Annotated in this window: 18 protein-coding genes and 1 pseudogene; 11 read left to right on the top strand and 8 right to left on the bottom strand. The window is 46.3% G+C overall.

The genetic code is table 11. The features are described 5' to 3' along the window. Positions 1-376: 376 nt before the first annotated feature. Positions 377-1,960, bottom strand: coding sequence for a phosphoglycerate dehydrogenase (serA, locus tag QUA70_RS10725; protein WP_333346869.1), 1,584 nt, complete (start codon positions 1,958-1,960; stop codon positions 377-379). Positions 1,961-2,250: 290 nt separating this feature from the next. On the opposite strand from serA, the gene QUA70_RS10720 reads away from it, so the two are divergent. From QUA70_RS10720 to QUA70_RS10700, 5 genes and pseudogenes are all read left to right on the top strand, one after another. Further along, entirely contained in the window at positions 2,251-2,757 is a 507-nt protein-coding gene (locus tag QUA70_RS10720; RefSeq protein ID WP_333346866.1) for a hypothetical protein, read from the top strand. A 248-nt stretch (positions 2,758-3,005) separates the two neighbouring features. Beyond that, positions 3,006-4,275, top strand: a pseudogene (locus QUA70_RS10715) (RNA-guided endonuclease InsQ/TnpB family protein). A 28-nt stretch (positions 4,276-4,303) separates the two neighbouring features. Then, on the top strand, positions 4,304-7,582 hold the full coding sequence (locus QUA70_RS10710) for a DEAD/DEAH box helicase (RefSeq protein ID WP_333346865.1): 3,279 nt from the start codon (positions 4,304-4,306) through the stop codon (positions 7,580-7,582). A gap of 15 nt (positions 7,583-7,597) precedes the next feature. Then, positions 7,598-8,422: an SWIM zinc finger family protein gene (locus QUA70_RS10705; protein ID WP_333346862.1), complete on the top strand. Its 825-nt coding sequence runs from the start codon at positions 7,598-7,600 to the stop codon at positions 8,420-8,422. 238 nt (positions 8,423-8,660) lie between these two features. Further along, positions 8,661-9,440, top strand: coding sequence for a photosystem II S4 domain protein (locus QUA70_RS10700; RefSeq protein ID WP_333346859.1), 780 nt, complete (start codon positions 8,661-8,663; stop codon positions 9,438-9,440). A gap of 187 nt (positions 9,441-9,627) precedes the next feature. Here the strand turns inward: QUA70_RS10700 and QUA70_RS10695 are convergent, their stop codons facing one another. Then, a complete protein-coding gene (locus QUA70_RS10695) occupies positions 9,628-10,413 on the bottom strand; it encodes an SDR family oxidoreductase (protein ID WP_333346856.1) in 786 nt (261 codons plus the stop codon). A 95-nt stretch (positions 10,414-10,508) separates the two neighbouring features. On the opposite strand from QUA70_RS10695, the gene QUA70_RS10690 reads away from it, so the two are divergent. Then, the gene (locus tag QUA70_RS10690; RefSeq protein ID WP_333346854.1) at positions 10,509-11,843 is read left to right on the top strand and encodes a hypothetical protein; all 1,335 of its coding nucleotides are present in this window, start codon (positions 10,509-10,511) and stop codon (positions 11,841-11,843) included. Between the two features lie 58 nt (positions 11,844-11,901). Here the strand turns inward: QUA70_RS10690 and QUA70_RS10685 are convergent, their stop codons facing one another. The 3 genes from QUA70_RS10685 to QUA70_RS10675 form a co-directional block, all read right to left on the bottom strand. After that, on the bottom strand, positions 11,902-12,138 hold the full coding sequence (locus tag QUA70_RS10685) for a 2Fe-2S iron-sulfur cluster-binding protein (protein ID WP_006634188.1): 237 nt from the start codon (positions 12,136-12,138) through the stop codon (positions 11,902-11,904). Positions 12,139-12,234: 96 nt separating this feature from the next. After that, positions 12,235-13,701 (bottom strand): cobyric acid synthase CobQ, encoded by a 1,467-nt coding sequence (gene cobQ / locus QUA70_RS10680; protein WP_333346851.1) that lies wholly within the window; start codon positions 13,699-13,701, stop codon positions 12,235-12,237. A gap of 238 nt (positions 13,702-13,939) precedes the next feature. Continuing rightward, positions 13,940-15,547, bottom strand: coding sequence for a Ycf66 family protein (locus QUA70_RS10675; RefSeq protein ID WP_333346849.1), 1,608 nt, complete (start codon positions 15,545-15,547; stop codon positions 13,940-13,942). 372 nt (positions 15,548-15,919) lie between these two features. On the opposite strand from QUA70_RS10675, the gene QUA70_RS10670 reads away from it, so the two are divergent. Together QUA70_RS10670 and QUA70_RS10665 are read left to right on the top strand one after the other, a co-directional pair. After that, positions 15,920-16,102 (top strand): hypothetical protein, encoded by a 183-nt coding sequence (locus QUA70_RS10670; protein ID WP_333329492.1) that lies wholly within the window; start codon positions 15,920-15,922, stop codon positions 16,100-16,102. Positions 16,103-16,475: 373 nt separating this feature from the next. Next, positions 16,476-16,916: a DUF6918 family protein gene (locus QUA70_RS10665; RefSeq protein WP_333346846.1), complete on the top strand. Its 441-nt coding sequence runs from the start codon at positions 16,476-16,478 to the stop codon at positions 16,914-16,916. Positions 16,917-17,033: 117 nt separating this feature from the next. On the opposite strand, the gene QUA70_RS10660 is transcribed toward QUA70_RS10665, so the two are convergent. From QUA70_RS10660 to QUA70_RS10650, 3 genes are all read right to left on the bottom strand, one after another. Then, the gene (locus tag QUA70_RS10660) at positions 17,034-18,536 is read right to left on the bottom strand and encodes a HoxN/HupN/NixA family nickel/cobalt transporter (protein WP_333346843.1); all 1,503 of its coding nucleotides are present in this window, start codon (positions 18,534-18,536) and stop codon (positions 17,034-17,036) included. 255 nt (positions 18,537-18,791) lie between these two features. Next, the gene (locus tag QUA70_RS10655; protein WP_333346840.1) at positions 18,792-20,198 is read right to left on the bottom strand and encodes a hypothetical protein; all 1,407 of its coding nucleotides are present in this window, start codon (positions 20,196-20,198) and stop codon (positions 18,792-18,794) included. A 109-nt stretch (positions 20,199-20,307) separates the two neighbouring features. Beyond that, positions 20,308-21,522, bottom strand: coding sequence for a DUF4331 domain-containing protein (locus QUA70_RS10650; protein WP_333329505.1), 1,215 nt, complete (start codon positions 21,520-21,522; stop codon positions 20,308-20,310). 622 nt (positions 21,523-22,144) lie between these two features. Between QUA70_RS10650 and QUA70_RS10645 the strand changes: the two genes are divergently transcribed. The 3 genes from QUA70_RS10645 (at position 22,145) to QUA70_RS10635 (ending at position 24,146) form a co-directional block, all read left to right on the top strand. Beyond that, positions 22,145-22,714, top strand: a complete 570-nt coding sequence (locus QUA70_RS10645; RefSeq protein ID WP_333346837.1) for a sigma-70 family RNA polymerase sigma factor — start codon at positions 22,145-22,147, stop codon at positions 22,712-22,714. 23 nt (positions 22,715-22,737) lie between these two features. Next, a complete protein-coding gene (locus tag QUA70_RS10640) occupies positions 22,738-23,478 on the top strand; it encodes a cupin domain-containing protein (protein ID WP_333346835.1) in 741 nt (246 codons plus the stop codon). A 194-nt stretch (positions 23,479-23,672) separates the two neighbouring features. Continuing rightward, positions 23,673-24,146, top strand: coding sequence for a DUF732 domain-containing protein (locus QUA70_RS10635; RefSeq protein WP_333346832.1), 474 nt, complete (start codon positions 23,673-23,675; stop codon positions 24,144-24,146). Positions 24,147-24,236: the final 90 nt, after the last annotated feature.

Below are 24,236 nucleotides of genomic sequence, written 5' to 3'. Positions count from 1 at the left end.
AAGAATGAGGATTGACTAATAGAAAAATTCCCAGTTGTCTTGCCAATTACCAACAATCAATTACCCATTACCAATTATCAGTCCTTGCATCCAAAATCTAAACTCCAAAATCCGTCAAAGATTTACTGTGTAAGCATCCCGAATTCCCGGAACTTTGAGGATCTCAGCCAGTATCCCCTCTGGTAGAGGGTCAACGATTTTAGATTTTAGATTTTAGATTTTAGATTGGCCCAGGGGAACTGGAGACTGGGAACTGGGGAGTGAGAAAGGAGGATTGGCTAATAGAAAAATTCCCGCTTTCAGGCCAATGACCAATGACCAATTACCCATTATCAATTATCAGCCCTTGCATCCAAAATCTAAACTCCAAAATCCGTCAAAGATTTACTGTGTAAGCATCCCGAATTCCCGGAACTTTGAGGATCTCAGCCAGTATCCCCTCTGGTAGAGGGTCATCGAGGCTCAAAACCATCACCGCATCGCCTCGCACGATTTTACGGCCTACTTGCATACTGGCAATATTGACATTAAAACTGCCCAATTGGGAACCAATTTTGCCAATAATCCCCGGCATATCGCGGTGCAGGGTAAACAGCATATGGTGAGTGGGGGAAACGTTGACTGGGAAATCGTCAACGCTGGTAATCCGAATTTCGCTTTCGCCGAGCACTGCACCTGTCACGGTGTGTTCGCCGAGGGTTCCCTTAGCCGAGAGGTGCAGGGAGCCGGTGTAGTCGCGAATTGAGGCGTCTCTGGTTTCGACGACGCGAATTCCGCGTTCTTTGGCTTCGATGCTGGCGTTGACGTAATTAACGCGCTCTCGCAGGGCTTGGGAGAGCAGCCCTTTGAGGGCGGCAACAACTACGGGCTGGCTTTGGTTGTTGGCCAATTCGCCTTGCAGTTGGACGTTGAGGTAATCGACTCGGCCTCCGGCTAGCTGGCTGACGAGGTTGCCGAGGGTTTCGGCGAGTTGCAGGTAAGGTTTGAGTTTTTCGATCGAGTCTGGGTAAATTCCTGGTATGTTAACAGCCGATCGCGCGGGCAGCCCCAACAGTACATCGCGAATTTGTTCGGCAACGTCGATCGCCACATTTACCTGAGCTTCCGCTGTGGATGCTCCCAAGTGGGGCGTCAGCACGATGTTCTGGCCGACATTCCGCAACGGGGAATCGGCTTCCAGGGGTTCCTGTTCGTAAACGTCCAAAGCTGCGCCGGCGATCTTGCCTTCTTTGATGGCTTCTGCGAGGGCTGCTTCGTCGATGATGCCGCCTCTGGCGCAGTTTATGATGCGGGCCGTGGGCTTCATTTTCGACAGCACTTCAGCGTTAATTAAGTGCAGGGTTTCCGGCGTTTTGGGGATGTGCAGGGTGATGTAGTCGGATTCGCGCATCAGCAGTTCGAGTTCTACCAAGCGGCAGCCCAACTGGTCGGCTCTTTCGGTCGAAATGAAGGGATCGTAGGCCAGCAGTTTCATGCCCATTGCTTTGGCTGCGGCGGCGAGGTGGGAGCCGATTTTGCCCAAACCAACGATGCCGAGGGTTTTTTTGTAAACTTCTACGCCGATAAAGCGGTTGCGTTCCCATTTACCACCTTTGACGGATGCGTTGGCTTCGGGGATGTGGCGGGACATGGAGAGCATCATGGCGATCGCGTGTTCGGCGGCGGCGATCGTGTTGCCTTCGGGGGAATTGACGACTACAATTCCTTTGCGGGTAGCGGCGGGTACATCGACATTATCTACGCCGACGCCGGCTCTGCCGATAATTTTAAGTGAATTCCCCGCTTCAATGATTTCTTTGGTAACTTGGGTGCCAGAACGGATCATCAAAGCGTCGTAATCTGGAATAATTTTTACCAGTTGTTCGGCTGAGAGTCCTGTGTTTACGTCAACTTGCGCGACTTGGGAGAGGATGTCAATTCCGGCTTGGTCGATCGGATCGGATACTAGAACTTTAGGCATAGCAAGCAATTGAGTGCAATAGTAAAAATAGACCGAGCGTTGGCGAGCTCAAAGTTGAGACTTATGACTTAGAGCAGTATCTAACAGCTCAGCTCAAGCTTGCCTTTGTGCAGTTTGAATTGTATCTGTATTCGGTCAAGGTCGGCCGTTTTTTGCATGAAATATTTTAGCTTTGCGGGCGATCGGACTCTCTGACTGTCTGAAAATCCCCCAAGTGCTTAGCTCGTATGTCTTTTCGGTCTATAATAGACTTTGGCTATTCAAGCCTAACTATCAGGAATTGTTTTCTAATGAATTATCTTATCGCCGTACTGCCCGATCGAATTCAAGCCGAAGCTGCCTACAGTGCTCTGGAAAAAGAAGGCTTGCCCATGAAGCAAGTGAGCATTTTGGGCCGCGGCTACAAAACTGCTGATGAATTTGGCTTGATCGACCCCAACCAGCAAGCGAATAAACAAGCTAAACTCATGGCTGTTTGGCTGGTGCCGTTTGGCTTTATTGCTGGCGTTACTTTCAGTCTGATGACTCAGTTGAAGACTTTTGCTTGGGCGGGCGAAATTGGCGATCATGCCATCGGCGGAGTGCTAGGTGCGATCGCCGGCGGGATGGGCAGCTTTGTTGTTGGCGGCGCGGGGGGCATGGCTTTTGGCAGCGGCGATGCTTTGCCCTACCGCAACCGTTTGAATGCGGGTAAATTTTTGATTGCGGTTAAGGGTACTGATGATTTGACTGGGAAAGCTGCGAATATTTTGCAGCAGTTTAAACCGGAAAATATCCAAGGTTATACAGAGACTTAGTTATTTGTTTGTTAACAGTTGACTGTTGACGGTTGACTGTTGACATTCAACTCGTGTAATATTTGGAGGCAGTTATGGAATCACAAACTATCCCTCTACATTCTCCCCTAGAGTTAACCCTCGAATTAACCGACGAGCAGTTTTTTCAGTTGTGTATTGTGAAACTTCATTAAGTTTGTAAGCATCAATAAACAATAATAGTATCCTTTAGTCAGAGAAGTTAGAGAAATGTTGCGAGGAAGTTCTGAATGCAACTAGCAGAGCGGCACATCATTAAATCTACGGAGTACCGTTTCCCTGAGATTGATGAATTAGCTTTTAAATCCAAAAATCTCTACAATGCTGCTAACTACGTCATTCGTCAGAGTTTTGTTTATGGATGGAGTTACATCAATTACAACGAGATGAACAGTTTGATGAAGTCTCATCAAGCATACAAGGCAATGCCCGCAAAAGTCAGCCAACAAATCTTGAGGATATTGGACAAGAATTGGAAATCGTTTTTTGAAGCGGTTAAAGCTTACAAAACTGATGACTCTAAATTTACTGGTCGCCCAAAGCTGCCGAAGTACAAAGATAAGGTCAAAGGGCGAAACATTCTCGTCTACACGATCCAAGCAATTAGTAGCAAACAATTAAAAAAAGGGATCGTTAAGCTTTCGGGTACTCATCTCTCAATCAAAACCCAAGTAAATCCCGATCAAATCTGTCAAGTTAGAGTGGTTCCCAAATGCGATTCTTATGTAATTGAGGTAATATACGATGAACCGGAGTCCACCGCCAGCGACGATAAATTCGTAGCTAGTATTGATTTAGGACTGAATAACTTAGCGGCGTTAACTTCAAATCAGCCGGGCTTTACCCCTCTCCTGATTAACGGGCGACCATTAAAATCAATCAATCAGTTCTACAACAAACGTAAAGCACGGTTACAATCTCAATTGAAAGGAAGTCGCAAGAGTTCACCCCGCATTCAACGATTAACTCGCTGTCGCAACCAAAAAACTGACAATTACTTGCATCATACCAGTCGTTTAATTGTTGACCTTTTGGTCGCCAAACAAATGGGGACGTTAGTAATTGGCAAGAATGCACAATGGAAAACTGAGATTAATTTGGGAAAGCAAACTAATCAAAACTTTATCAGTATTCCCCATGATCGACTAATTGAGATGTTGGAATATAAAACTCGATTGGTGGGGATTAAGGTCGTTGTGCAAGAAGAATCTTATACTTCTCAATCAAATTTTCTCGGTTTAGATCCAATTCCTGTTTATGGAAAAACTGATAAGGATGATGTATTTACTGGTAAGCGGATCAAAAGAGGTTTGTACAAGACTTCAGCAGGTCAATTAATTAACTCCGATGTTAACGGGTCTTACAATATTCTGAGAAAAGCAATCCCAAATGCGTTTAGCACTCTTGATAGAGAGCTGCGTAGTTCAGCCAAGGCGGGTCAATCCGCTCAAAGTACAAGCGAAAGGGGAGGGACTTGAGGCCTCCCATGTAATGTCATAAATGACTACACTTTTATTAGCTATGACCTATGAAAATCCTCCACGGGACTTGGATTCCTCAAACAGAAGAGAATTTTATTCAACCTGGAACGTTTTATATTTGGGTTGAAACCACTGAAAAGAAAAAACAGCCTGCTAAGGTTCATCCCCGACAATTGAAGACGGCACAGTTAAGAGAGTTTCTAACGAAAGAAGCCGGGATTCAACTGCCACCAGTCAGCAATACAAGTGCTATGGGGCGAGAATACGCGATCGTCACTCGGTATTTTTTACTGCCCACTGCCAACAACCAGCCGTTGCCCTCTTTAGAACTAGCGCGATATTTAGAGACAGAGTTACCCGAAACATTTGAGTTGGAGTATTGGGAAGTTGATTGTGTGTCCATCGCCACCCACACGTTGACTAAAGTATTGAACGATCTGCATTTTTTTGCCCTCTACGATTTAGCAGAAGTTCAGTTTGGTTCAGACTTGCTATTTTGGTATCACTACACCCAAATTTTTAAGCAAATTGTTCTGAAAGATCATTATATTCCGGCGTTGCGCTATCGAGAAACTGCTCCGATCGCGATCGCACCCATCGAAACATCCGAACCCGCTGAGAAAGCCACGCGCGGGCGTAAGAAAGCGGGCGAGACAAAAACCAAAACAACTGCAAAAACTCCAAAAATACCTGCCAAAATTGCACCCAGCTTTGAGATTTATCCGGGATGGGAAATTGTTTCAACACAGTACGAAACTGATTTACAACGCTATGTTGAATGGATGCCTTTAGTTTGTGTGTCCGGTTTTCGCAAGATCCAGCTACAAGATACACCAAAGTTCTACGAGCGCGAACGGTTGCTGCGGCATTTTTCCGAGTGTGCGATCGCGGAAATTGTCACTCAAACCCCCATCCCAGCATCGTTTGAAAATAAGATTGCGGATTCTTTACTCCAAATCTGCCTCAACCAAACACGAAAAATCGCGCCAGTAAGCCTTGAACAATACCGGCAATGGCAAACCTGGCGCGATCGCATTACGCGCAATCAATCTGCTGACTCATTCTCCCTCTGCTTTCAACTACAATCCCCCGAAAACCCCGAACAGCCTTGGGTTTTAGAGTTTCAGGTGGCTGGGAAAAAAGACCCATCTCTGCGGATGCCGTTGCAGGATTATTGGCGATCGCGATCGACTCAACAAAAACAGTTGCAAACACAATTCGGAGACAACTTTGAGCAACATTTGCTGACAAATCTCGGCTACGCTGCCCGCATTTATCCCCAACTTTGGCAAGGGCTAGAAACCGACAAACCCGTTAACATTACCCTCAGCTTAGATGATGCTTTCACCTTTCTGAGCGAGTCCGCTTGGGTATTAGAAGATGCCGGATACAAAGTGATTGTCCCCGCTTGGTGGACGCCGAAGGGACGACAACGGGCGAAGATTCGCCTGCAAGTCAAAGGGAAGGGCATCAATAGCGCTGCAATCAAGGGCAAAGGATTGTTTTCGGCGGATTCTTTGGTGGAATATCAATATGAATTGGCGATCGGGGGTGAACGGGTTAGCGAACAAGAATGGCAGGCGTTAGTAAATAGCAAAACACCGCTGGTGCAGTTCCGAGGACAATGGATGGAACTGGACAAAGACAAGATGCAGGAGATGTTGGAGTTTTGGAAAAAACATCGCCAAGAAAATCCCGATTTAAGCCTGATTGACTTTATGAAGTTGACGGCAGAAGGAGAAGCGAGCGAACAGTTGGAGGTTGAACGCGATCGGGCTTTATCGGATATGTTGGAGAAGCTGAACGATAAGAGTCGGTTAGAGTTAATTGCAGATCCAGCAAAGTTTCAGGGCAAGTTACGGGATTACCAAAAGCGGGGCGTTTCTTGGTTGAGTTATTTGGAAAGTTTGGGATTAAATGGCTGTCTTGCCGATGATATGGGTTTGGGTAAATCGGCGCAGGTAATTGCTCGATTATTGCAAGAGCGGGAAGTTTTATCTAGTACAAAAGAGACAGAAAAAGCGATCGCACCTTCGGTTCTACCCACGCTGCTAATTGCGCCCACATCCGTAGTTGGTAACTGGCAAAAGGAAATGGAAAAATTTGCTCCAGAATTGCGATCGCTGATTCACCACGGCCCTCAACGTTTGCAAGATGCCAAAGCATTCAAAACCGCCGTCCAAGGTTGCGATATGTTGATCACTTCCTTTACCTTGGCGCGCAAAGACGAGAAACTGTTGAGCAGCGTAGCGTGGCATCGCTTAGTAATTGATGAAGCGCAGAATATTAAAAATCCGAAAGCGGCGCAAACTAAGGCGATCTTAAAGTTGCCAGCTACCCATCGACTAGCATTGACTGGAACACCCGTGGAAAATCGATTGTTGGATTTATGGTCAATTTTTAATTTCCTCAATCCCGGATATTTGGGAAAAGAGGCACAGTTTCGGAAGTTGTTTGAGATCCCGATTCAAAAAAATGGGAGTCGCACGCAATCGGCAGCGCTCAAAAAATTAGTGGAACCCTTTATTCTCCGGCGTCTGAAAACCGATAAGTCGATTATTCAGGATCTCCCCGACAAAGTTGAGCAAAAGCTCTACTGCAATCTCACCCGCGAGCAAGCTTCGCTTTATGAAGCGATCGTGAAAGAGGTAGAACAAGAAATTGACGCGACGGAAGGGATGAAGCGCAAGGGGATGATTTTGGCGACACTGCTGAAGCTGAAGCAAATTTGTAACCATCCGCGCCAGTTTTTGCAAGATGAAAGTGAGTTTACACCAGAGCGATCGCACAAACTGGAACGACTGATCGAGATGATTGAGGAAGTCAAAGCAGAAGGCGAAAGTTTATTGGTATTTACGCAGTTTACAGAACTGGGAAGCGCGTTGGAAAAATATATTAAACAAACGCTACATTACAACACTTACTACATCCACGGGGGAACCAGTCGCGAAAAACGGGAACGGATGATTTCAGAGTTTCAAGATCCAGAGTCTGAACCTTCGGTATTTATTCTGTCACTGAAGGCGGGCGGCGTGGGAATTACGCTGACAAAAGCCAATCACGTGTTCCATTTCGATCGCTGGTGGAATCCGGCAGTGGAAGATCAGGCGACGGATCGGGCGTTTCGGATTGGACAGGAAAAAAATGTGTTTGTGCATAAGTTTGTGGCGATTGGCACGTTGGAGGAAAAGATTGACCAAATGATTGAGGACAAAAAGAAATTGGCAGGGTCAATTATTGGTGCGGATGAGTCGTGGTTGACTGAGTTGGATAATGAGGCATTTAAGAAATTAATTAGGCTCAATAAAAATGCGGTTCTAGATTAGGAGAAACCCAAAAATATGTCACAATTTACTCGGACTTGGTGGGGCAATAAATTTATCGATGCGTTAGAAAGATTTACTGATTCTGGGCGACTCGGGCGGGGACGTGCCTATGCACGAAACGGCAAGGTAAAAAGCTTTGGCATGAATGATGGGTTAGTGATGGCACAGGTGAGAGGCTCGGTTAATCCTTATTTTGGGGTTTATAAGGAGCCTCTGTACACAACTCAAATTGAGTTTGAGCCAATTAGTCAGGAAAAGTGGCAAATGGCGATCGCCCAAATGGCATCAAAAGCCAGCTTCATTTCTCGGCTGCTGCTCAACGAAATGCCCGACAATATTGAAAAGGCTTTTGCACCCCTCGGATTGCACCTTTTACCCAGCAGCCGCGAGGACTTTAAGACTACTTGCTCTTGCCCAGACTATAGCAATCCCTGCAAACATATTGCCGGAGTTTATTATTTGGTGGCGGCCGAATTGGACAAAGATCCATTTTTACTGTTTGAATTACGGGGGCTTTCTAAGGAAGTGCTGCACCGCGAATTAGCAAAAACGCCTTTGGGCTTGGCGCTTTCTGCAGAGTTAACTGCTGATGCAGCGGCCCCTGTGGCGGTGGATTCCTATTACACGCAGGCGATCGCCAGTGAGGCGCAAACGGTCAGCCTGAAAGAGTTTTGGCATGGTGCGAAGCGATTACCGCAGACGATTGAGGTGGGGGTGCAAAGTGGGGTAAGTGCGATCGTGGTGAAGAAACAGGGAGATTTTCCACAGTTTTGGCACAAGGATGGTTCGTTTATTGAGGCGATGGAAGAGCTGTATTTGCGGGTGAAGAAGAATAAGTAGTTGGGTGGACAATTTTGCTGCCATACTCGATCGAGATCTTGCAAAAACTTTAACTCGAAGACTTCATAGATTTGGTACAATAATCGTGCTCATCATATCAGCTTTACCAGCAACTAAAATCATAAGATCGTTATTTGAGGATTTTAGACTATAATTAAAGTAGTGTGACTGTTAAAAAAGTAGACTTTTTAGTTACAGCAATTTTTGGCAATTTCAAATTAGAATCTAACATTAACTGATGTTACAAAGAGAAGAACTGTTAAAAGGCATTGAAAACCGCGAATGCGTCGCGCGGGCGATCGACCAAGCGGAACAAGCAATTAAAACTTGGGAAGTTACTCAGACTGATTTTCTGTCGCCACCAGAATTGGCGGACACTATGACGGTATTTAAACGCTTAACAGACGTGGAATTAGTGGCTTGGGGCGGCTACCCGCAAGCTGAAAGACAAAGAATTGCGATCGCGCGATCGGATATCCCGATCGACTCTGCTAGCGTTAACGTTGCTGCGGTAGAAATCGCTGGCAATTTCTTGTTCGATACAGCTTCTCACCGCGACTTTTTGGGGGCGATGTTGGGTACGGGAATTGTGCGGGAGAAAACTGGCGATGTGATTGTTTTGGGAGAACGCGGCGCGCAGGCCATTGTCATGCCCGAGATGGTAGAGTATTTGGAGATGAGTTTGCAGCAAGTGCGATCGGTTCCTGTGCAAACGCGGCGCATTGAGTTGAGCGAACTCAAAATTAGAGAACCCAAAAAGAAAGAAATGACAACGGTTGAAGCATCCATGAGATTGGATGCTGTCGCCTCGGCTGGATTCGCAATGTCTCGCAGCAAAATGGCCGATTTAATTGATAGTGGCGATGTGCGAGTTAACTGGAAAGACGTTACTCAAGCTAGTTATAATGTCAAGTCGGGAGATTTAATTGCTGTTACGGGCAAGGGAAGATTGGAAATTGGGGAAGTTGCTGTTACTAAGAAGGAACGCTATCGAGTCCAGTTAACTCGATATTTGTAATTCTCGGAATTAGTAATTGGGAATTGGGAATTGGGAATTGGGAATTGGGAATTGGGAATTCTTTTCCCTGTTCCTTTTTCCCGATCTCGGCTAAATGGGTTAAATCTCGTCCACAATCTGTTGCCGAAGTTTCCTAGAACCCACCTAGGTTAAATCCGTTAAATCCCCTAGACTACTTCCTTCGTAATTACGCTTTCGCCCGAAACACCTTTTCTACCGACTTCACCAAAAGTTCTCGCGGCATCAATCGAGGCATATTGGCGATGATTTGATTGGGAATTCCCCCTGTCACAACATTAGACTCATTTTTGTCTAAAGCTTTCAAAGCATCTCGCACTACTTCCGCTGCAGGAACGAGTTTTTGCCCGCTGCTGGATGCCATTGATTGAGGGAATTCAGCTACTGCGAAAAAGTCCGATTCTGTCGGCCCTGGACAAAGGCACAAAACGCCAATTCCTAAATCTTTGTTTTCCGCCCAAAGTGCCTCGCTGAAACTCAAAACAAAGGCTTTAGTAGCTGCATACATCGACAAGTACGGCATCGGTTGAAAAGCTGCGATGGAGGCAACATTGATAATACTTCCTGATTTTCGCTGCCGCATTCCCTGCAAAAATAAGTGCGATAATTCAACTAATGCTACAATATTTAGTTGCACCATTGTTAGTTGTTTCGCAAGCGGGCGATCGGCAAAAACACCGTAATCGCCAAAACCCGCATTATTCACCAACAAATCAACCGTCCCACCTTTTTTAACAACCGTATCAAATACAGCAGTTCCAGCGCCCGGTGCGCTCAAATCTTGAACGATAATTTCGACCAAAATATTGAATTCCTGTTGCAGTTGAGCAGCTAGGTGTTGCAATTTGTCTTCGGAACGAGCTACCAAGATTAGATTGTGCTGGCGTTTGGCTAATTCGGCGGCAAAGGCTGCACCAATTCCGCCAGAAGCACCGGTGATTAAAGCAGTCTGCATGAAATTAAGTCGGATATTTGATGTGGGCTTTATATATTTTAACAATTATTTATAGGGGAACCTGTAAAATAATTAAAAGGGAATAGGTGAGTTTTATGGCGCGTCTTACCGATCGAGCTTTTGAAATTTTGCGGGCAGAAGTTGACAAGTGCGCGGCGGCTGATAGTCTAGCCGGTGATGTCTACCGACGGATGGTAATCAAGCGGTTGGAGAAGTTGCGATCGCAAAACGGCACTTTCGCCTCAAGAGAAGAAATCCGCGATACCTTCAAAGACGAATTTCCCAACTTCAGCGAAAAAGCTCTCAAAGCTGCCGTCAAAGCCAACCGCCCGCCCGGATTGTTCGGTAAAATCATCTTTGCTGGGAGTTTGCTGGGAAGTGCTGCGGGGATAATTTGGCTGATTAACCTACCTTTTCCCATGATTCGCTGGCCCGTGGCGAAAACAATGCCGATATTATTGCTGCCGAGTTTTATGAGTATGGATCACAATTACCGGCAGGCGATCGCCCTTGTGGAACAATCCGATCAACTAATCAATAAAGCCACGGCTGTTGCTGATTTTGACTTGGGCGAAATTAAAGCAAAAGAGGCTCAAAAACACCTCGACGCCTTGCCGGTGTGGTTCCTCGGCTATTACCCAAAGAGGTACTGCTCTTTTTTCCGCTGCCGTTGGCGGTTTACAGTCGATGAATTTGAAGCCGCCCGCAAAAATGTCGGGCGGATGGAGGCTCAAATTTTCCAGCAAAAAAATGCTTTTACTCAGTTAAATCAAGTCGAACAAACGCTAAAGGCCGCGAAACAGGAGTATCAGGAAGCAAAAACTGCCGCAGATAGACAAAAAGCGACGGTAAATTGGCAAAGTGCGATCGACCAACTCAATCAAATTCCCGCCGAAACCCTCGCGGGAGAAACGGCTAAGAAAACACTCAAAGCAGCAGAAAGAGACTTTCAAGCAATGGGTGGCGTCGCCACCGGTTCTTTGCAGGCTGACAACTTAATTGAAGCTGCCAAAGAATTTGCTCTCTCCGCCGCCGTCGCCTCGCAAAAACCGCCACATCCCGCCGCACAGTGGGAGCAAATAGCACAATTGTGGCAAGAAGCAATTAACAGACTAAAATTAATTTCTGTCGATAACCCTGGTTATCTCGACGCTCAAACTAAACTCGCTCAATATCAAAAAGATTTAGGAATTACCCAGATTAGACTGCAAGCAGAAAAAGATTCTACAACAGCTTTGCAAGCAGCTAAAAACTTGTTGGCAAACTTGCAAAATAATGTGAATTCTCAAAATCCCGGTTACTCCCTCAGCCAGTTGCAACAAATTATCAATCAATTAGAATCCGTCAAACCCGGCACAACGGTTTATCCCGAATCCCAAAAATGGCTGCAATCTGCTCGCAAAAAACAGCAAGAATGGCAAAAAAATTAGTCAGTTGTCAGTTGTCAGTCAACAGTTAACAGTCAACCGTCAACAGTCAACTAACAAATTACCAAGTCGGGTCAACATACAGATTAATTGTCACTTGCTTCTTCCCGGAAGGGATGCCGGAAATACAAGCACAAATCGTATCTCCGCCATCAATTTCTACTTCGCAAGCGTGACAAGAACCCATGAGACAGCCAGTAGGAATAGAAACCCCTGCACGTTTGGCTACATCTAGCAAAAGCTCTCCTGGTTCAGCTTCAACTGTCACGTTATCAGGTAAAAAACAAACTTTTGTCATTGAATTTGAACCTCAACTATAATAAACAATAATCAACAGTCAACAGTCAACAGTCAACAGTCAACAGTCAACAGTCAACAGTCAACAGTTAACTAATCAACCTAAAATATGCTTGATATCTAAATGCTTTTCCACTGTATCTGCTAGAGAGTCTAACAGAGCTTCTCGGTGTTCTCTGTAATTAGGAATACCAGTAGGCAACGCGCGGAGTCCCCGCTGCTGCCGCAAGTGATTTAACCAAGCTCGCCGCCAAGCTCCGTTGTCAAATATGCCGTGCAGGTATGTACCCCAAATTGATTGAGAAGTATTGACAATGCCTAAACTAGCATCGTCAAATAGCGGTTCAGTCAAATCAGACTCTAGGATTTGCGTTTTTCCTTGATGAATTTCGTAACCGGAAACTGGCAAACCCGGTTGAGGATAGTTAGATGTTACGATGCGTTGGCGGGCAATTTTGTTCGGTGCCATCGCAGTTTTCAAAGGCAGCAATCCCAATCCTGGAAATTCTCCCTTTTCTCCCTCAACGCCTTCTTTATCCGTGATACTTTCTCCCAGCATCTGAAAGCCGCCGCAAACTCCCATGACTGTACCGCCAGCTACTAAATAATTTTGAATAGCTTTTGCCATACCTGTTTGCCGCAGCACCTGCAAATCGGAAATTGTAGTTTTAGAGCCTGGTAAAATTACGGCGTCTGGATGGCCTAACTGGTCTTTTGGGCTGACATATTTGACAGTGACGGAAGTTTCCGACTCTAGGGGGTCAAAGTCGGTAAAATTGGAAATTCGGGGCAGGCGGATGACGGAAATATTGATGTCGGTTTGAGCATTGGGAGAACGCCGATCGAGTAAATCGAGAGAATCTTCTGAGGGAAACACTTCGTCTATCCAAGGAATCACCCCAACTACCGGGATTCCCGTCCTTTCTTCTAGCCAAGTCAGGCCCGGATCTAATATCGATTTTTGTCCTCGGAACTTATTAATAATAAATCCTTTAATTAAAGCTCGTTCGTCGCGATCGAGCAATTCCAAAGTACCGATGATGTGAGCAAAAGCACCGCCGCGATCGATATCAACTACTAGCAAAGTCCGAGCCTTTAAATGTTTAGCTACCCGCATATTTGTTAAATCGCGGTGTTTGAGATTAATCTCAGCAGGGCTGCCGGCTCCCTCACACACAATCATGTCAAATTCTTGGGATAGAAATTCTAAAGATTCCCGAATAGCTTGCCAGCCGATATCGAAATACTGTTCATAATATTGAGATGCTCGCACATTTGCGATCGCCCGGCCCTTGACAATCAATTGAGAAGTCATGTCTCCTTGTGGCTTGAGCAAAATCGGATTCATTTCTACCCAAGGTGCGACGCCTGCAGCCCAAGCTTGCACTGCTTGAGCGTAGCCAATCTCTCCGCCAGCGGCTGTGACATAGGAATTCAGGGCCATATTCTGACCTTTAAACGGAGTTACCCGCCAGCCTCGCCGAGAAAAGATTCGACACAACGCTGCAACCAGTAAAGATTTCCCTGCGTGAGATGTTGTTCCCACGACCATAATTGCTTTCATAATATTAAAAGAGAAGGAAGAAGGAAGAGGGAAGAGCCAAGAGCGAAGAAGGAAGAGGGAAGAGGGAAGAGGGAAGAAGTAAAAAGTAAGAAGTAAAAAGTAAAAAGTAAGAAGTAAGAAGGCAGAAGGCAGAATCAAAAAAAATTCTGATTTCTACCTTTTGCTTTTAGCCTCAAGATGAGGGCTTATCTTCGTCGGATAGATTTTCAGACTTGGATTCATCGGCCGCTTGAGCAGCTTATACTAGCTCCGAAGGGGGGGGATTCGGGCGAATCAATTCCGGTTGTTCTCCCTCAGAAGATGGTGTTTTATCTGTGGAAGGGGGGGGATTCGGGCGAATCAATTCCGGTTGTTCTCCCTCAGAAGATGGTGTTTTATCTGTGGATTCGATCGAGATCACGGATACTGAAACCGTTTCCACCTGCACGCTCAACCCAGGTTCTCCCGGTACTTCTATCTCTACAGGCGCTGCCATTTCCACCACAGTCATTTCCAGAGATACAGCAGGGGCTTCTGCTTCCGTTACGCCTGCTGCTGCTTCCGGTTCACCAACGGCAGCCAGCGGTGTCTGGGTTTCCAGAGATACAGCAGGGGCTTCTGCTTCCGGTTCACCAACAGCAGCCAGCGGTGTCTGAATTTCAGCGGACGATCGATCTTCGATCGGAGTTTCCGCTATTTTGTCAGAACTCGCGATGTCTGCCGCCATCAACTCGGCCATTGCTTCAACATCGGTGGGAAACGGCACTCCTTGGCTTGTTTCAACAGCAGTGTTGCTGCTTTCGGCTGCAACTTCCGCAGCCGCCTCGGCTAATTCGGATTCGAGAATTTGGTCGATACCCGGTGCAGGAGTTGCCGTTATTTTAGATTCAGGTGCGATCGATTCTGGAGTCACTGAAGGTTTTGGCGTCTGCGGAGTTGCATCAGACTTGTTTTTACCCGCACCGAGTCCCAACATACCGCCGAGACTATTTTTGATATTGTCGAACAGACTTCCGAAACCGCCGGATTTTTTAGCTGGTTTAGGAGGACTAGGAGGAGTTGGGGCCGCCGCTGCTGCCGCTGCCGCCTGCGACTCTTTAACGGCTGTCCTCCATTCTGTTTCCTCGTCAAAATCATCGGCTTCTGGCTGCTGTGGAAGCTCTGGCTGAGCCTCTGCTGGCTCCACAATTGGTCCAACGGCTATTTCTGAAATTTCTAGAGGTAGAGGTAGAGGAGTGAAACTGCTGGCTAATTCTGCTGGGGTTGGTGAAGTCTCAGCAGCAGGAGTTTCGACTGAAAACACTGGTATTTCTGCAATTGCAGGTGGTTTCGAGTCGGAAATTTTCAAGTTAGGGGCGATCGCACTTTCGGCCGTCGCCTCGATCGAACTTTCGGCAATACTTTCAGCTATGGGGGGAATCGCCGCCTGTTCCTCTAGCTTTACCTCACCCTTATCCAGAGTGGGTGCTGGAACCACATCAGTTTTCGGTTTGGGCGATCGGACAAACTTAGGTTTTTTCGCTGCGGGTTCTTTTTTCTTGGCAAACAAGCCAGCAAACGGCACGCCTGCTGCAGCCAAATTCGCCGACTGAGGAATCGGCGTTTGCTCAGCAACGGGCGTCACCTGCCGGCGCAAAGTCAGAGTTTCCCAGGCAAACCAGCCCAACATCGCCACGCCCGCCATTTGACCAAGCAGGAGAGCACCAGTAATTCGTCCCGCACAAGCCCATAAAATTAACGCATAAAAAAGCCCTACCCCGCTCCACGTAAAATCACTTTTGCGGTGCACTTCTGGAAAAAAGAAGGCCGCCATGTAAATACTGAAGCTGCCTAGACCGACCGCCAACGCCAGAATGTATGCAAGCATATTGTCGGTACCTCCGCTGTGTCAAATAACTTCTACGCGCTAATTCTACCTTTGAGAGAGACTCAACGGCTTCTTTCTCAAGGACAATTCTCGATTTGGGGGCAAGTTCGGCAACGCGCCGTGTATAGGATTTAACACATTCACCGGATCTTGACGGTAGAAGTGCGAGGCAAGATTTTCCACTCTCCCCCACTTTCCTACTCCCCATTACCCCTTATCCCCATCACCCCCTATCCCCATCACCCCCTTCTCCGTGGTGATAGATGTCACTTAAACTATGCCCGTGCGATCGCACCAAGCGACTGAGGATGTTTATATCTTGTAGGTGTAAGAGGAATTATGCCCTAGGGCGTATGTATTGGAGACACTGCCATGTTAGAAAAACTATTATTAGCTGCCGGCTTAACCTTATCGCTTCACATATTTCCCGGACTCAGCACTTCCGCGCCGTTACCGAAAAATTTGGTATTGCGATCGAGCGATCGCCCGGCTCAAACCCAGAAACTTCCGATCGTTGCAGTACCTGCAGCCCTCCAGTCGAACGTCCAATCGTAATGATACGTGCAAGATACTTGCAAGTGCGATCGGACTTAGGCAGAGCCTCTATAATATTTGTTTCGAGTTCTTCTCTTTTCTATGTGAGTGTTCACAACTCATCAGTTTGTAGTCAGGGCTTTAGTCCTCATTAATATCACCTAATAAGGACTAAAGCCCTTACTACAAACCGTAGGCCAATAATTAGTAGTAGATAGAACATTAATTCCCATAATATACTAAACAAATCTCAACATCAGGCTGTCTTATAGAGACATTCAAACCTTAAAAAACTTGGGAAACCTTGAGTAAAAGTTCAAAATAGATATATTATGATGTCAGATTGAGATCAAAGCTAATAAGCACATTGACTATTAAATCAAGGAAAGTAAAAATGGGACTTAGTGATATTCTCTTGAATGAAAACCACAGAGAAACTTTTGTGGATGACTGTGTGAAGTTGATAGACCAACAAGTTGCGGCAGCGCCAGGATTGGGTGGTATGGCTCTTAAAGCTGCCTACTCTACTGTCAAGGGGATACGGGCTGACTATTGCGCCCAAGTCGTCGATCAACTTCTGCCAGAAATCTCGATCGCACTCGATCCGATGTGGGCTGAAGGGGTAAACAATGGCAACCCAGTAGAATATCTAGCCCAAAGAAAAGGTGAAGTAGCAGACGAATTGCTCCAAATCAGCGACAAAAGGGTCGAGAAAAGCACAAGAGCGATGGTTAAAGGCGCCTATGCCAAACTCCGCCCCTCAGCTAAGAATTACGTGGAAAAGGGAGTACCGGATTTAGCCGAAATTATTAATAAACATAGTGCGGCCGGATAAGTGAGCAACGGCTAAAAAACAGAATACCCAGATACCCGGCTTCTTCCAGAAATCGGGTATCTAAAAGCAGACTTATTCGTAAGTTTGTAGTTAGGAAGGAGAGTCCTAATTTTATGCTTATCCATTGCCAATTACCCACTGATTTGCAGCCAATATTTTCAACATCGCCTGTCCGGTAATTCCCAACCCCAAAAACATCACAAACATCGCACTAATCGCAGGCAAAAATTTGACTGCTGTTATCTGTTTTGGCAGTTTATCAAAATTTCGTTTGGCATAAACTAAGATTAATCCGATCGCACTCAGCACTAAAGCCAATCCCAAACTAAACGCTATCACTAACGTCATTCCCAAACCAACATTGCCCAAAGCCGACGCGCTCAACAGCATCACCAAAGCGGAAGGACAAGGCAACAAACCGCCGGAGATTCCCAATGCTAATAAGCTTTTCCAAGTAATGGGAGAACCGTCAGTACCCGGCGGCAAATGCGAGTGAAGGCGGCCGTCTCCGTGATCGTGGTAGTGGTGAGATATATCTGGTTTTACAGGTTTAAATTCTCTCTCCCAACTTCCCCTACTCAAAAGATTAACTGGTTCTTCACATTCCGCAGTAAGGACTTTAGTTCTTAGAAACCAGTTTTTATTAAAAACTTTACTTTTGATTTTTTTGAGAACTTCAGTCCTCACTACCAACCTCGTCTTAATTTTGGATAATAATAAGTTAAGCCCGATCGAGGCTACTAATAAACCAGAGATTAAACTCAGCCAAGGATCTAATTTTTCCTGGTCGATCAAGTTAGAAACAAACAAACTAATTCCGCCCACAGCAAACACGCCCGCAGTGTGAGTAATTGTAGTCGTCGCTGCTAGAAATAAAGCGTGTAGGGGAGTGGCCCGCGAACCAACTAAATAAGCGCCGACTATGGTTTTTCCGTGTCCGGGCGACATCGCGTGCACGCATCCCCAAGCAAATGCTCCCGCTATTGCTAGCAGTAAACTCCAGCCGGAATCCCAGATAGATTCCTTTCCTGCTAACAAAAAGTCGCGGTTTTGTGGCGTAAACACAAAGCTTTTTACAGCACCCGCTTGTACAATCGTAGCTTGGCAGCTAGCTGTCGGAACTTCGGGCAAAAACAGATTGTAATTAATCCGCAATTTCTCTGATTTGGAGATGGAAATTGAGTCTGGTAAACCGTGGGTTTTATCTTGAGAAGGTGCGGGCCAGGTGTAGTCTAAAATTAAGGTGCTGTGGGTATTGGGCTGCTGGATAACACTGGCGCTTTTAGCTGCTATTTCCAGCGGTTTTACTGCTACCGAGCCTTGAAGGTTGCTACTATTGGTGAGGCGGATTTGTTGGCTGAAAAACTTTTCTAGCTGTATTTGGTGGCTGCGAACTTCAGCAGGTTCTAGCTGGCTGTCTCGATTGTCGTCGGCGAAGTTTGTTAAGCCGGTTGGGAAAGTTAATGTTATTTGGGTTTGCAAATCGTTGACTACTATTTCTGCTACGGATAAGTCTGACCAGTGCGAGTAAACAGGTCGGGTTGAGGTTGTTAGTAAGAATGAAAGTGTTAGGGAAAATAGGAGAAATAATTGTGAAAGTCGGTTCAGTTTGTACTGCATAAATACTTGTTTTTTTAGTGATTTTCGGATGAGTTATTTGTTTTTGTTGTGATTTGTTCGGCGCGCGATCTTTTCGTGAGTCCCACAGTCCGCCGGGGATTGAAATCCCCGTCTCATAGCGAAAGTCGGTTGAAACCGACTAAAAGATTTTCTACTTTTTAGTGAAATCTTTTAGTCCTATGCAAGAGGACTTAAGCTTTTAGCCAGGGGTTGAAACCCCTGGTGGGCTGGGGGAGTTGCAGCTATTAGTTAATCTCAAAATTCATAACTTCCCAAGCCCAATGCTTGGCGAGCTCGATCGTCAAAAGTCGGATCAATTTCCTTGGACTTTTGAAAATAAGCGCGAGATTCGGTATCTTTACCTAAAGTCCGGGCGATCGCACCAGCCCGGTAAAACATCCCCGCATCCCGAATCCCCGATCGCACTATTTCCGCCATCACTCGATCGGCCTTTTGCCATTCCCCAGCGGCGGAAAGCGCCCAGGCTAAAGTATCCAGCGTCACCGCATCCCGGCGAATTTTCACCTCCTCCTGCATTAACGCCAGCGCTTCCGCGACATCCTGCGATCGACCTTTTTCCAGCAGCAAACTTGCCAAATCGCGCCGGTGGCCAAAACCGCCAGATCCAGAAACCTGTTCCTGTCGCAGCCCCGCTTCTGCTTTGTCGCGAAGTCGCCGGGATTCGATCGCATCTCCCTGCAAATCCTTCACCCTCGCCATACCGCGATCGACAATGCGATCGAACACCGTCGCAACCCCACCAGAATACGCAGAAACCTTGCTGTAATAGCCTTCCGCCTCCCGATAATTGCCCTGCCGCGTCTCCAAATCCGCCAAATAAATCAGCGCCAGCGGGTATCGCGGCACCAACCGCAACGCCTCCAAAAACAGCGCTTTCGCCTGCACAAACTGCCCGCGACGCGCGTAAAATCGACCCAAGAGCGATCGGGCCCGCGCCGAACCAGCAACCTCTCCCGGTTCCTCCGCCGCCATTGCTTGCTGGTAATCCTGCAAAACCTCAGCATCTCGGCCCTGAGACTCTCTCACTAAAGCTCTCAAAGTGAGAGAACCCAAGTTGGAAATCCGGTTAACTAAGGCTTCTGCGGCTGCATTTGCCTCGCTCACTTTACCCATCGCTAAGTGAGATGTAACTGAAAGGGCGATCGCATCTTCATTATCAGAACCCGCCTGTTTAGCAAAGCGCAAAGCACTAGCAAAATCGTGTCTTGCCTCAGCAATTCGAGCTAAAACTAACAGCGCACCTTTGTTGTCAAAAGGCAAATCGGCGATCGACCTTTGAGCCGCTTGTTCCGCCAATAAAAACCAACCGCCCTCCCCTGTTGCGCGACCCATTTTTAAATAAGCTCCCGCCAGTGCCGCGCGGTTCAAACCGCTGCGGGAATCAACGGCCAATCGCTGCTGGTAAAACGCAATCTCTTGCTGAACTGTTTCCTTTTGATTGGGATTATTTCTCAAACTTTCCGAGAAATGATATCGGTAATTACCATCGAGATTTTCGGGACTTTGGTTAGAAAATTTATCTGAAATAAAACGCCAATTAAGAGGTAAATTTACTACTGCCATCCCTACTAAAGGAACCGCTATCAGCAGCCACCACCATAAAATATCCGATTTTCTTTCATCTTTAGTTTTAGTTTTCATACATCCGTGTTAATCAGCGTTCATCTGCGGTTAAAAAAAGTATTTTTGATATGTCATTAGCCAATAAGCCATGACTAATGACTAATGACTAATGACTAATAACTAATGACTAATTAGGCAAAGCCAGATAAGGAAAACTCGGTTCTAAAGGTTTGTGTCCCTGAGCCGGATTTCCCGGAGTTCCGTTATATGAAACGTTATCGCCAACCGGAGATCCCACCAAAGCTCCCAGAGTGATATCAATAACGTCGTCCATCAGCATACGACCTCCGATCAAGCTTCCTTGAGCATTTGTAGCGCTAGCGTAGCCGCTGGTTTTTGTGGTATCGATCCGCATGACATCGGGCAAGAAAGCTCCGGCGATCGCATTTGGATCGACATTATCCCGACCGTCCAAAAGATCCACAGCATTCAGAGTAGCAACAGCTTCCTGCCGCACCGGAGCAGCAGCAGCGCTCAAATCCAATCTGGGAGGAATATTATTAAATGCCTCCAGATAAGCGGGAGAAACTATCAAACCTTCATTAATTGCAGGTCTGGCCAAACGCTCGAATTGTTTGAAACCGCCAGCTCCGTCTCTGATGGAAACAGTTGACCAAACATCAAAAGTATTCGCCCCACTTCCTGCTTGCAAGAATGCTTTGGGAACGCGGACAGCAATTGTATTGACGTTGTAACCTTTAGTAAAGTCGATCGCTTGATTCGGTTGTTTAAAAGCAGTGCGCGGCCCCGTTCCCAAAGCTGCCGCGCGAACTCGGAAAAATTGTTCGACATCAAAGAAAAACGGGTCTTCGCGCAACCCGGCAAATACAGTCAAGTTAGAACCGCCCACAGGTACTGTATTCACAACAGCATTAGAATTCAGCGGAGTTGTGGCAATTAGCCCGCCGTTAACTGTAGTCTTAGCAACAGTCTCCGAGCCGCCGCGAACAACAGTTACAGCTACCGCTTGCATACCTTGATTGTTAGGCGGACTGAAGGCAAACCGCAAGATAATATCCGAACGTCCAGTAGGTGTAGAATTCACGTCCCCTACCTGGGTGATGTGAAATTGGTAGAGCGCTGTAGTGCTGAAATAATATTGAAAGCGGGCTACAGATCGGGGATTTGAATTCATGGTAAATACTAAATCCCCCTCCGCAGCACCGGAGTTTTGGTCTTTTTCGCGATATACGTACAGGTCCGTTAAATTTACAGCGCGACCTTTGATATCTACTTCCCCGTCGTCGTGGTCGGAAGCAACAATTATCCCTGGAGTTAATAGAGCAATTAGAGCTACTTCAATAGCTAGTATGGTTCGGCGAATTTTTTTTGTGAGCTTCACAGTTAGCACCTTTATTTCAATGAAATTTTTGCACAAATCAATGGTAAATAACCCGCAGTCGCGGGTTTTACTTTTGTAGCAGCAGGTTGAAATCTGTCAACCTGTGGGGCTTTTGCGCTGTTGCTGAGCCTTCTCCTATTGGTGGTATACGAAGGTTTGGCAATTTTGGATCTGTGCTGCCAGATTAATTGGTGTAAAAAAGTGCGTTATTGAGCATTAGCTCGTTCCCGGACTATGCTTGGGAATGCCTCCTCGGAGACAGAGCCTCCCTCGATTTAGTGGAACCAGAGCATCGCTTATATGAGTTTCCAGGCTCTTCTTGGGAGCTAGCGAACTGAGCTTAGGAACGAGTTAATGGCGCGGTTTTGACTGTTCAGGCTCCGGGCATTTATTCGTTGTGCATAAAGCGGATTGCTAAGTGTCAAAAAAATTACTAATCAGGTGGTAAAATGCAAGATGATTTGGGATTTTTACTATTCAAATCACGACAAAATTAGCCTGAAAAGGCATACTCCAGCTTGTACCCCCAACTTCAAACTTACAATTATGTTCTGTAGTGATATACGCCGAATTGTTAATTTTGGATCTGTGCCGTCAAAACAAAAATTTTGGGTACACTGAAATGACAGGCCAGAAGTCAAGCGATGAATCGCTGCTTTTAGTGCAGATTGCCCGGAAAGACCAAACGGCATTAGCTAAACTTTACGATCGCTACGGTCGTCCCAGTTATGCTCTCGCTTACAAAATTCTGGGTTCGGTAGAAGAAGCTGAAGAAGTGGTAATCGATGTTTTTTCCCAAATTTGGCAAAAAGCAGCAACTTACGATCCTTCTCGCAGTCGAGCAGATACCTGGTTGTTCATGCTTACCCGCAGCCGTTCCCTTGATCGGCTCCGATCGATCCAGCGAACAGTCCGGGCTGCTGAAGCTTGTCTGGAAGATGCGAAGGTACCCATCTCTAGCATTGCAGAACCGATGGAAGATGCAATGTTTAAAGAACGCAGCGAACAAGTCAAAGCAGCCTTAGAAAAACTGCCAAAGGAACAGCAAGAGGCGATCGAACTCGCCTACTACCAAGGGCTGACTTGCGCGGCGATCGCGGCTAAAACTGGTATCCCGACAGGTACAATCAAAACCAGAATTCGGTTGGGTATTTCCAAATTGCGTCAAGCTTTGAGCGAACAATTTTTTTAGATTGTCAAAAAACAAAATTTAAGTTGTTTAACATCAATCTAAAATTATGGCATCTCCAATCATCCATCTTGAGTGCGAGGGTAGCAGACAATCTCAAAATTAAAATTAACTTAGGCGGAATTACAATTATTGGCGAAAAAGAGATGGAAATGATGCCAGACGAGGAATATAACATCCTTGCAGCCCTTCAAGCTCTCGATATCCTCGACGAGTCAGAACGCGGCGCATTTGCAGAGAAATTGAAAGAATCCGCAGAACTTACAAGTGAATTAGTGGCTTTTGAATCAACAATTGCCGCGATCGCCTACACAGCCCCCCCAGTTCCCGTCGCACCCGACCTCAAAAACCGCCTGTTCCAGCGCCTAGCCGAACTGCAGCCAACCCCGGCAGAATCAGTCAATTTAAAGCCCATTGTTACCTCCCCAACGGAGAACAATGCTCCATCTTTAATCGTGCGATCGAACGATGTCCAATGGAAATCTTATGGAGTTCCGGGAGTCTCGTTCGGCAAGCTTTACATTGACAAAAAAAAGCGCGAAATTACCTGCTTGATGCGACTAGAACCGGGAGTAACATTTCCCCTGCACCGACACGCTGCCTCCGAGGAAGTGTTTGTATTAGAAGGAGACTTAATTGTAGAAGGGGAAATTTGCCATCCAGGCGACTACATTCGATCGGTTCCCGGTTCCCAACATTCCTCCCTCACACAAGGGGGATGTTTGCTGTTAATGAAAACTTCCCTAGACAACGAAATGCTCGTCTGATATTATGTTTGTTGAATTGCCGACAGCTTGGAGGGCAGGTTTATGTAGCTTTTTAGTGACAATTACAGATTGTTGGTGAAACCCGCCACTACAATTATTTGGGTAAATTTACCGGATGCGATGTGACCCAACAACACCCAAATTCATCCGGGTTGCTCTGCGGTTAAAAATCCTAAATATATCACGTAATTCCCATGCTAAAATACTTGCGTTTAACTGCTGTTTTGTCCGCCCTTATTATACAAAATTTCCCCAGCGCAAAAAGCGCGATCGCCCAAGAACGCGAAGGATGTTTTCTTGTCAATTCAGTGGGAGAAGTAATTAACTTAAATTTGTTGTGTTCGTCTCAAGAATCAGACATTAAGCTGACAGGAAACGATGGGAAATTTCTCGAAGACTACAAACGCTTAGCAAAAAGCTACTCTCCCGAAGCAACGGAAAATTTACTGCAAGCAATCCAAATGGTTCCTGGTCAAAAAATTGCGGCAGCTAAAAGAATGTGTGCGGAAGCAAAATCGGGAGTTTCTCTGCCGGAAGTTAAATTAAGAGCGATCGGGCAAGCTGTCAGTATCGAAAATCCCACTGTCAAAGAAAGTTTTCTTGCGGATGCCGATATTATTACCACTCTTGCCGCCAACCATTATTGCCCGGAATTAGCCAGTAAGTAATATCATGAAATTTGTAGGGAGACGGTAAGACAGCATCTCAGTTTTGATTTTACAGGAGTGCAAGGGGGACGATCGCACTTCTAAAAAATG

The organism is Microcoleus sp. LAD1_D5 (assembly GCF_036702115.1).
Classification (GTDB): domain Bacteria; phylum Cyanobacteriota; class Cyanobacteriia; order Cyanobacteriales; family Microcoleaceae; genus Microcoleus.
Note: the sequence above shows the minus strand (reverse complement) of the source record. Positions and strands in the feature narration are given on the sequence as shown.

Bases quoted from the DNA above. Each gene is read 5' to 3' on its own strand.
- serA (WP_333346869.1), bottom strand. From the start codon at position 1,960: ATGCCTAAAGTTCTAGTATCCGATCCGATCGACCAAGCCGGAATTGAC.
- QUA70_RS10720 (WP_333346866.1), top strand. From the start codon at position 2,251: ATGAATTATCTTATCGCCGTACTGCCCGATCGAATTCAAGCCGAAGCT.
- QUA70_RS10710 (WP_333346865.1), top strand. From the start codon at position 4,304: ATGAAAATCCTCCACGGGACTTGGATTCCTCAAACAGAAGAGAATTTT.
- QUA70_RS10705 (WP_333346862.1), top strand. From the start codon at position 7,598: ATGTCACAATTTACTCGGACTTGGTGGGGCAATAAATTTATCGATGCG.
- QUA70_RS10700 (WP_333346859.1), top strand. From the start codon at position 8,661: ATGTTACAAAGAGAAGAACTGTTAAAAGGCATTGAAAACCGCGAATGC.
- QUA70_RS10695 (WP_333346856.1), bottom strand. From the start codon at position 10,413: ATGCAGACTGCTTTAATCACCGGTGCTTCTGGCGGAATTGGTGCAGCC.
- QUA70_RS10690 (WP_333346854.1), top strand. From the start codon at position 10,509: ATGGCGCGTCTTACCGATCGAGCTTTTGAAATTTTGCGGGCAGAAGTT.
- QUA70_RS10685 (WP_006634188.1), bottom strand. From the start codon at position 12,138: ATGACAAAAGTTTGTTTTTTACCTGATAACGTGACAGTTGAAGCTGAA.
- cobQ (WP_333346851.1), bottom strand. From the start codon at position 13,701: ATGAAAGCAATTATGGTCGTGGGAACAACATCTCACGCAGGGAAATCT.
- QUA70_RS10675 (WP_333346849.1), bottom strand. From the start codon at position 15,547: ATGCTTGCATACATTCTGGCGTTGGCGGTCGGTCTAGGCAGCTTCAGT.
- QUA70_RS10670 (WP_333329492.1), top strand. From the start codon at position 15,920: ATGTTAGAAAAACTATTATTAGCTGCCGGCTTAACCTTATCGCTTCAC.
- QUA70_RS10665 (WP_333346846.1), top strand. From the start codon at position 16,476: ATGGGACTTAGTGATATTCTCTTGAATGAAAACCACAGAGAAACTTTT.
- QUA70_RS10660 (WP_333346843.1), bottom strand. From the start codon at position 18,536: ATGCAGTACAAACTGAACCGACTTTCACAATTATTTCTCCTATTTTCC.
- QUA70_RS10655 (WP_333346840.1), bottom strand. From the start codon at position 20,198: ATGAAAACTAAAACTAAAGATGAAAGAAAATCGGATATTTTATGGTGG.
- QUA70_RS10645 (WP_333346837.1), top strand. From the start codon at position 22,145: ATGACAGGCCAGAAGTCAAGCGATGAATCGCTGCTTTTAGTGCAGATT.
- QUA70_RS10635 (WP_333346832.1), top strand. From the start codon at position 23,673: ATGCTAAAATACTTGCGTTTAACTGCTGTTTTGTCCGCCCTTATTATA.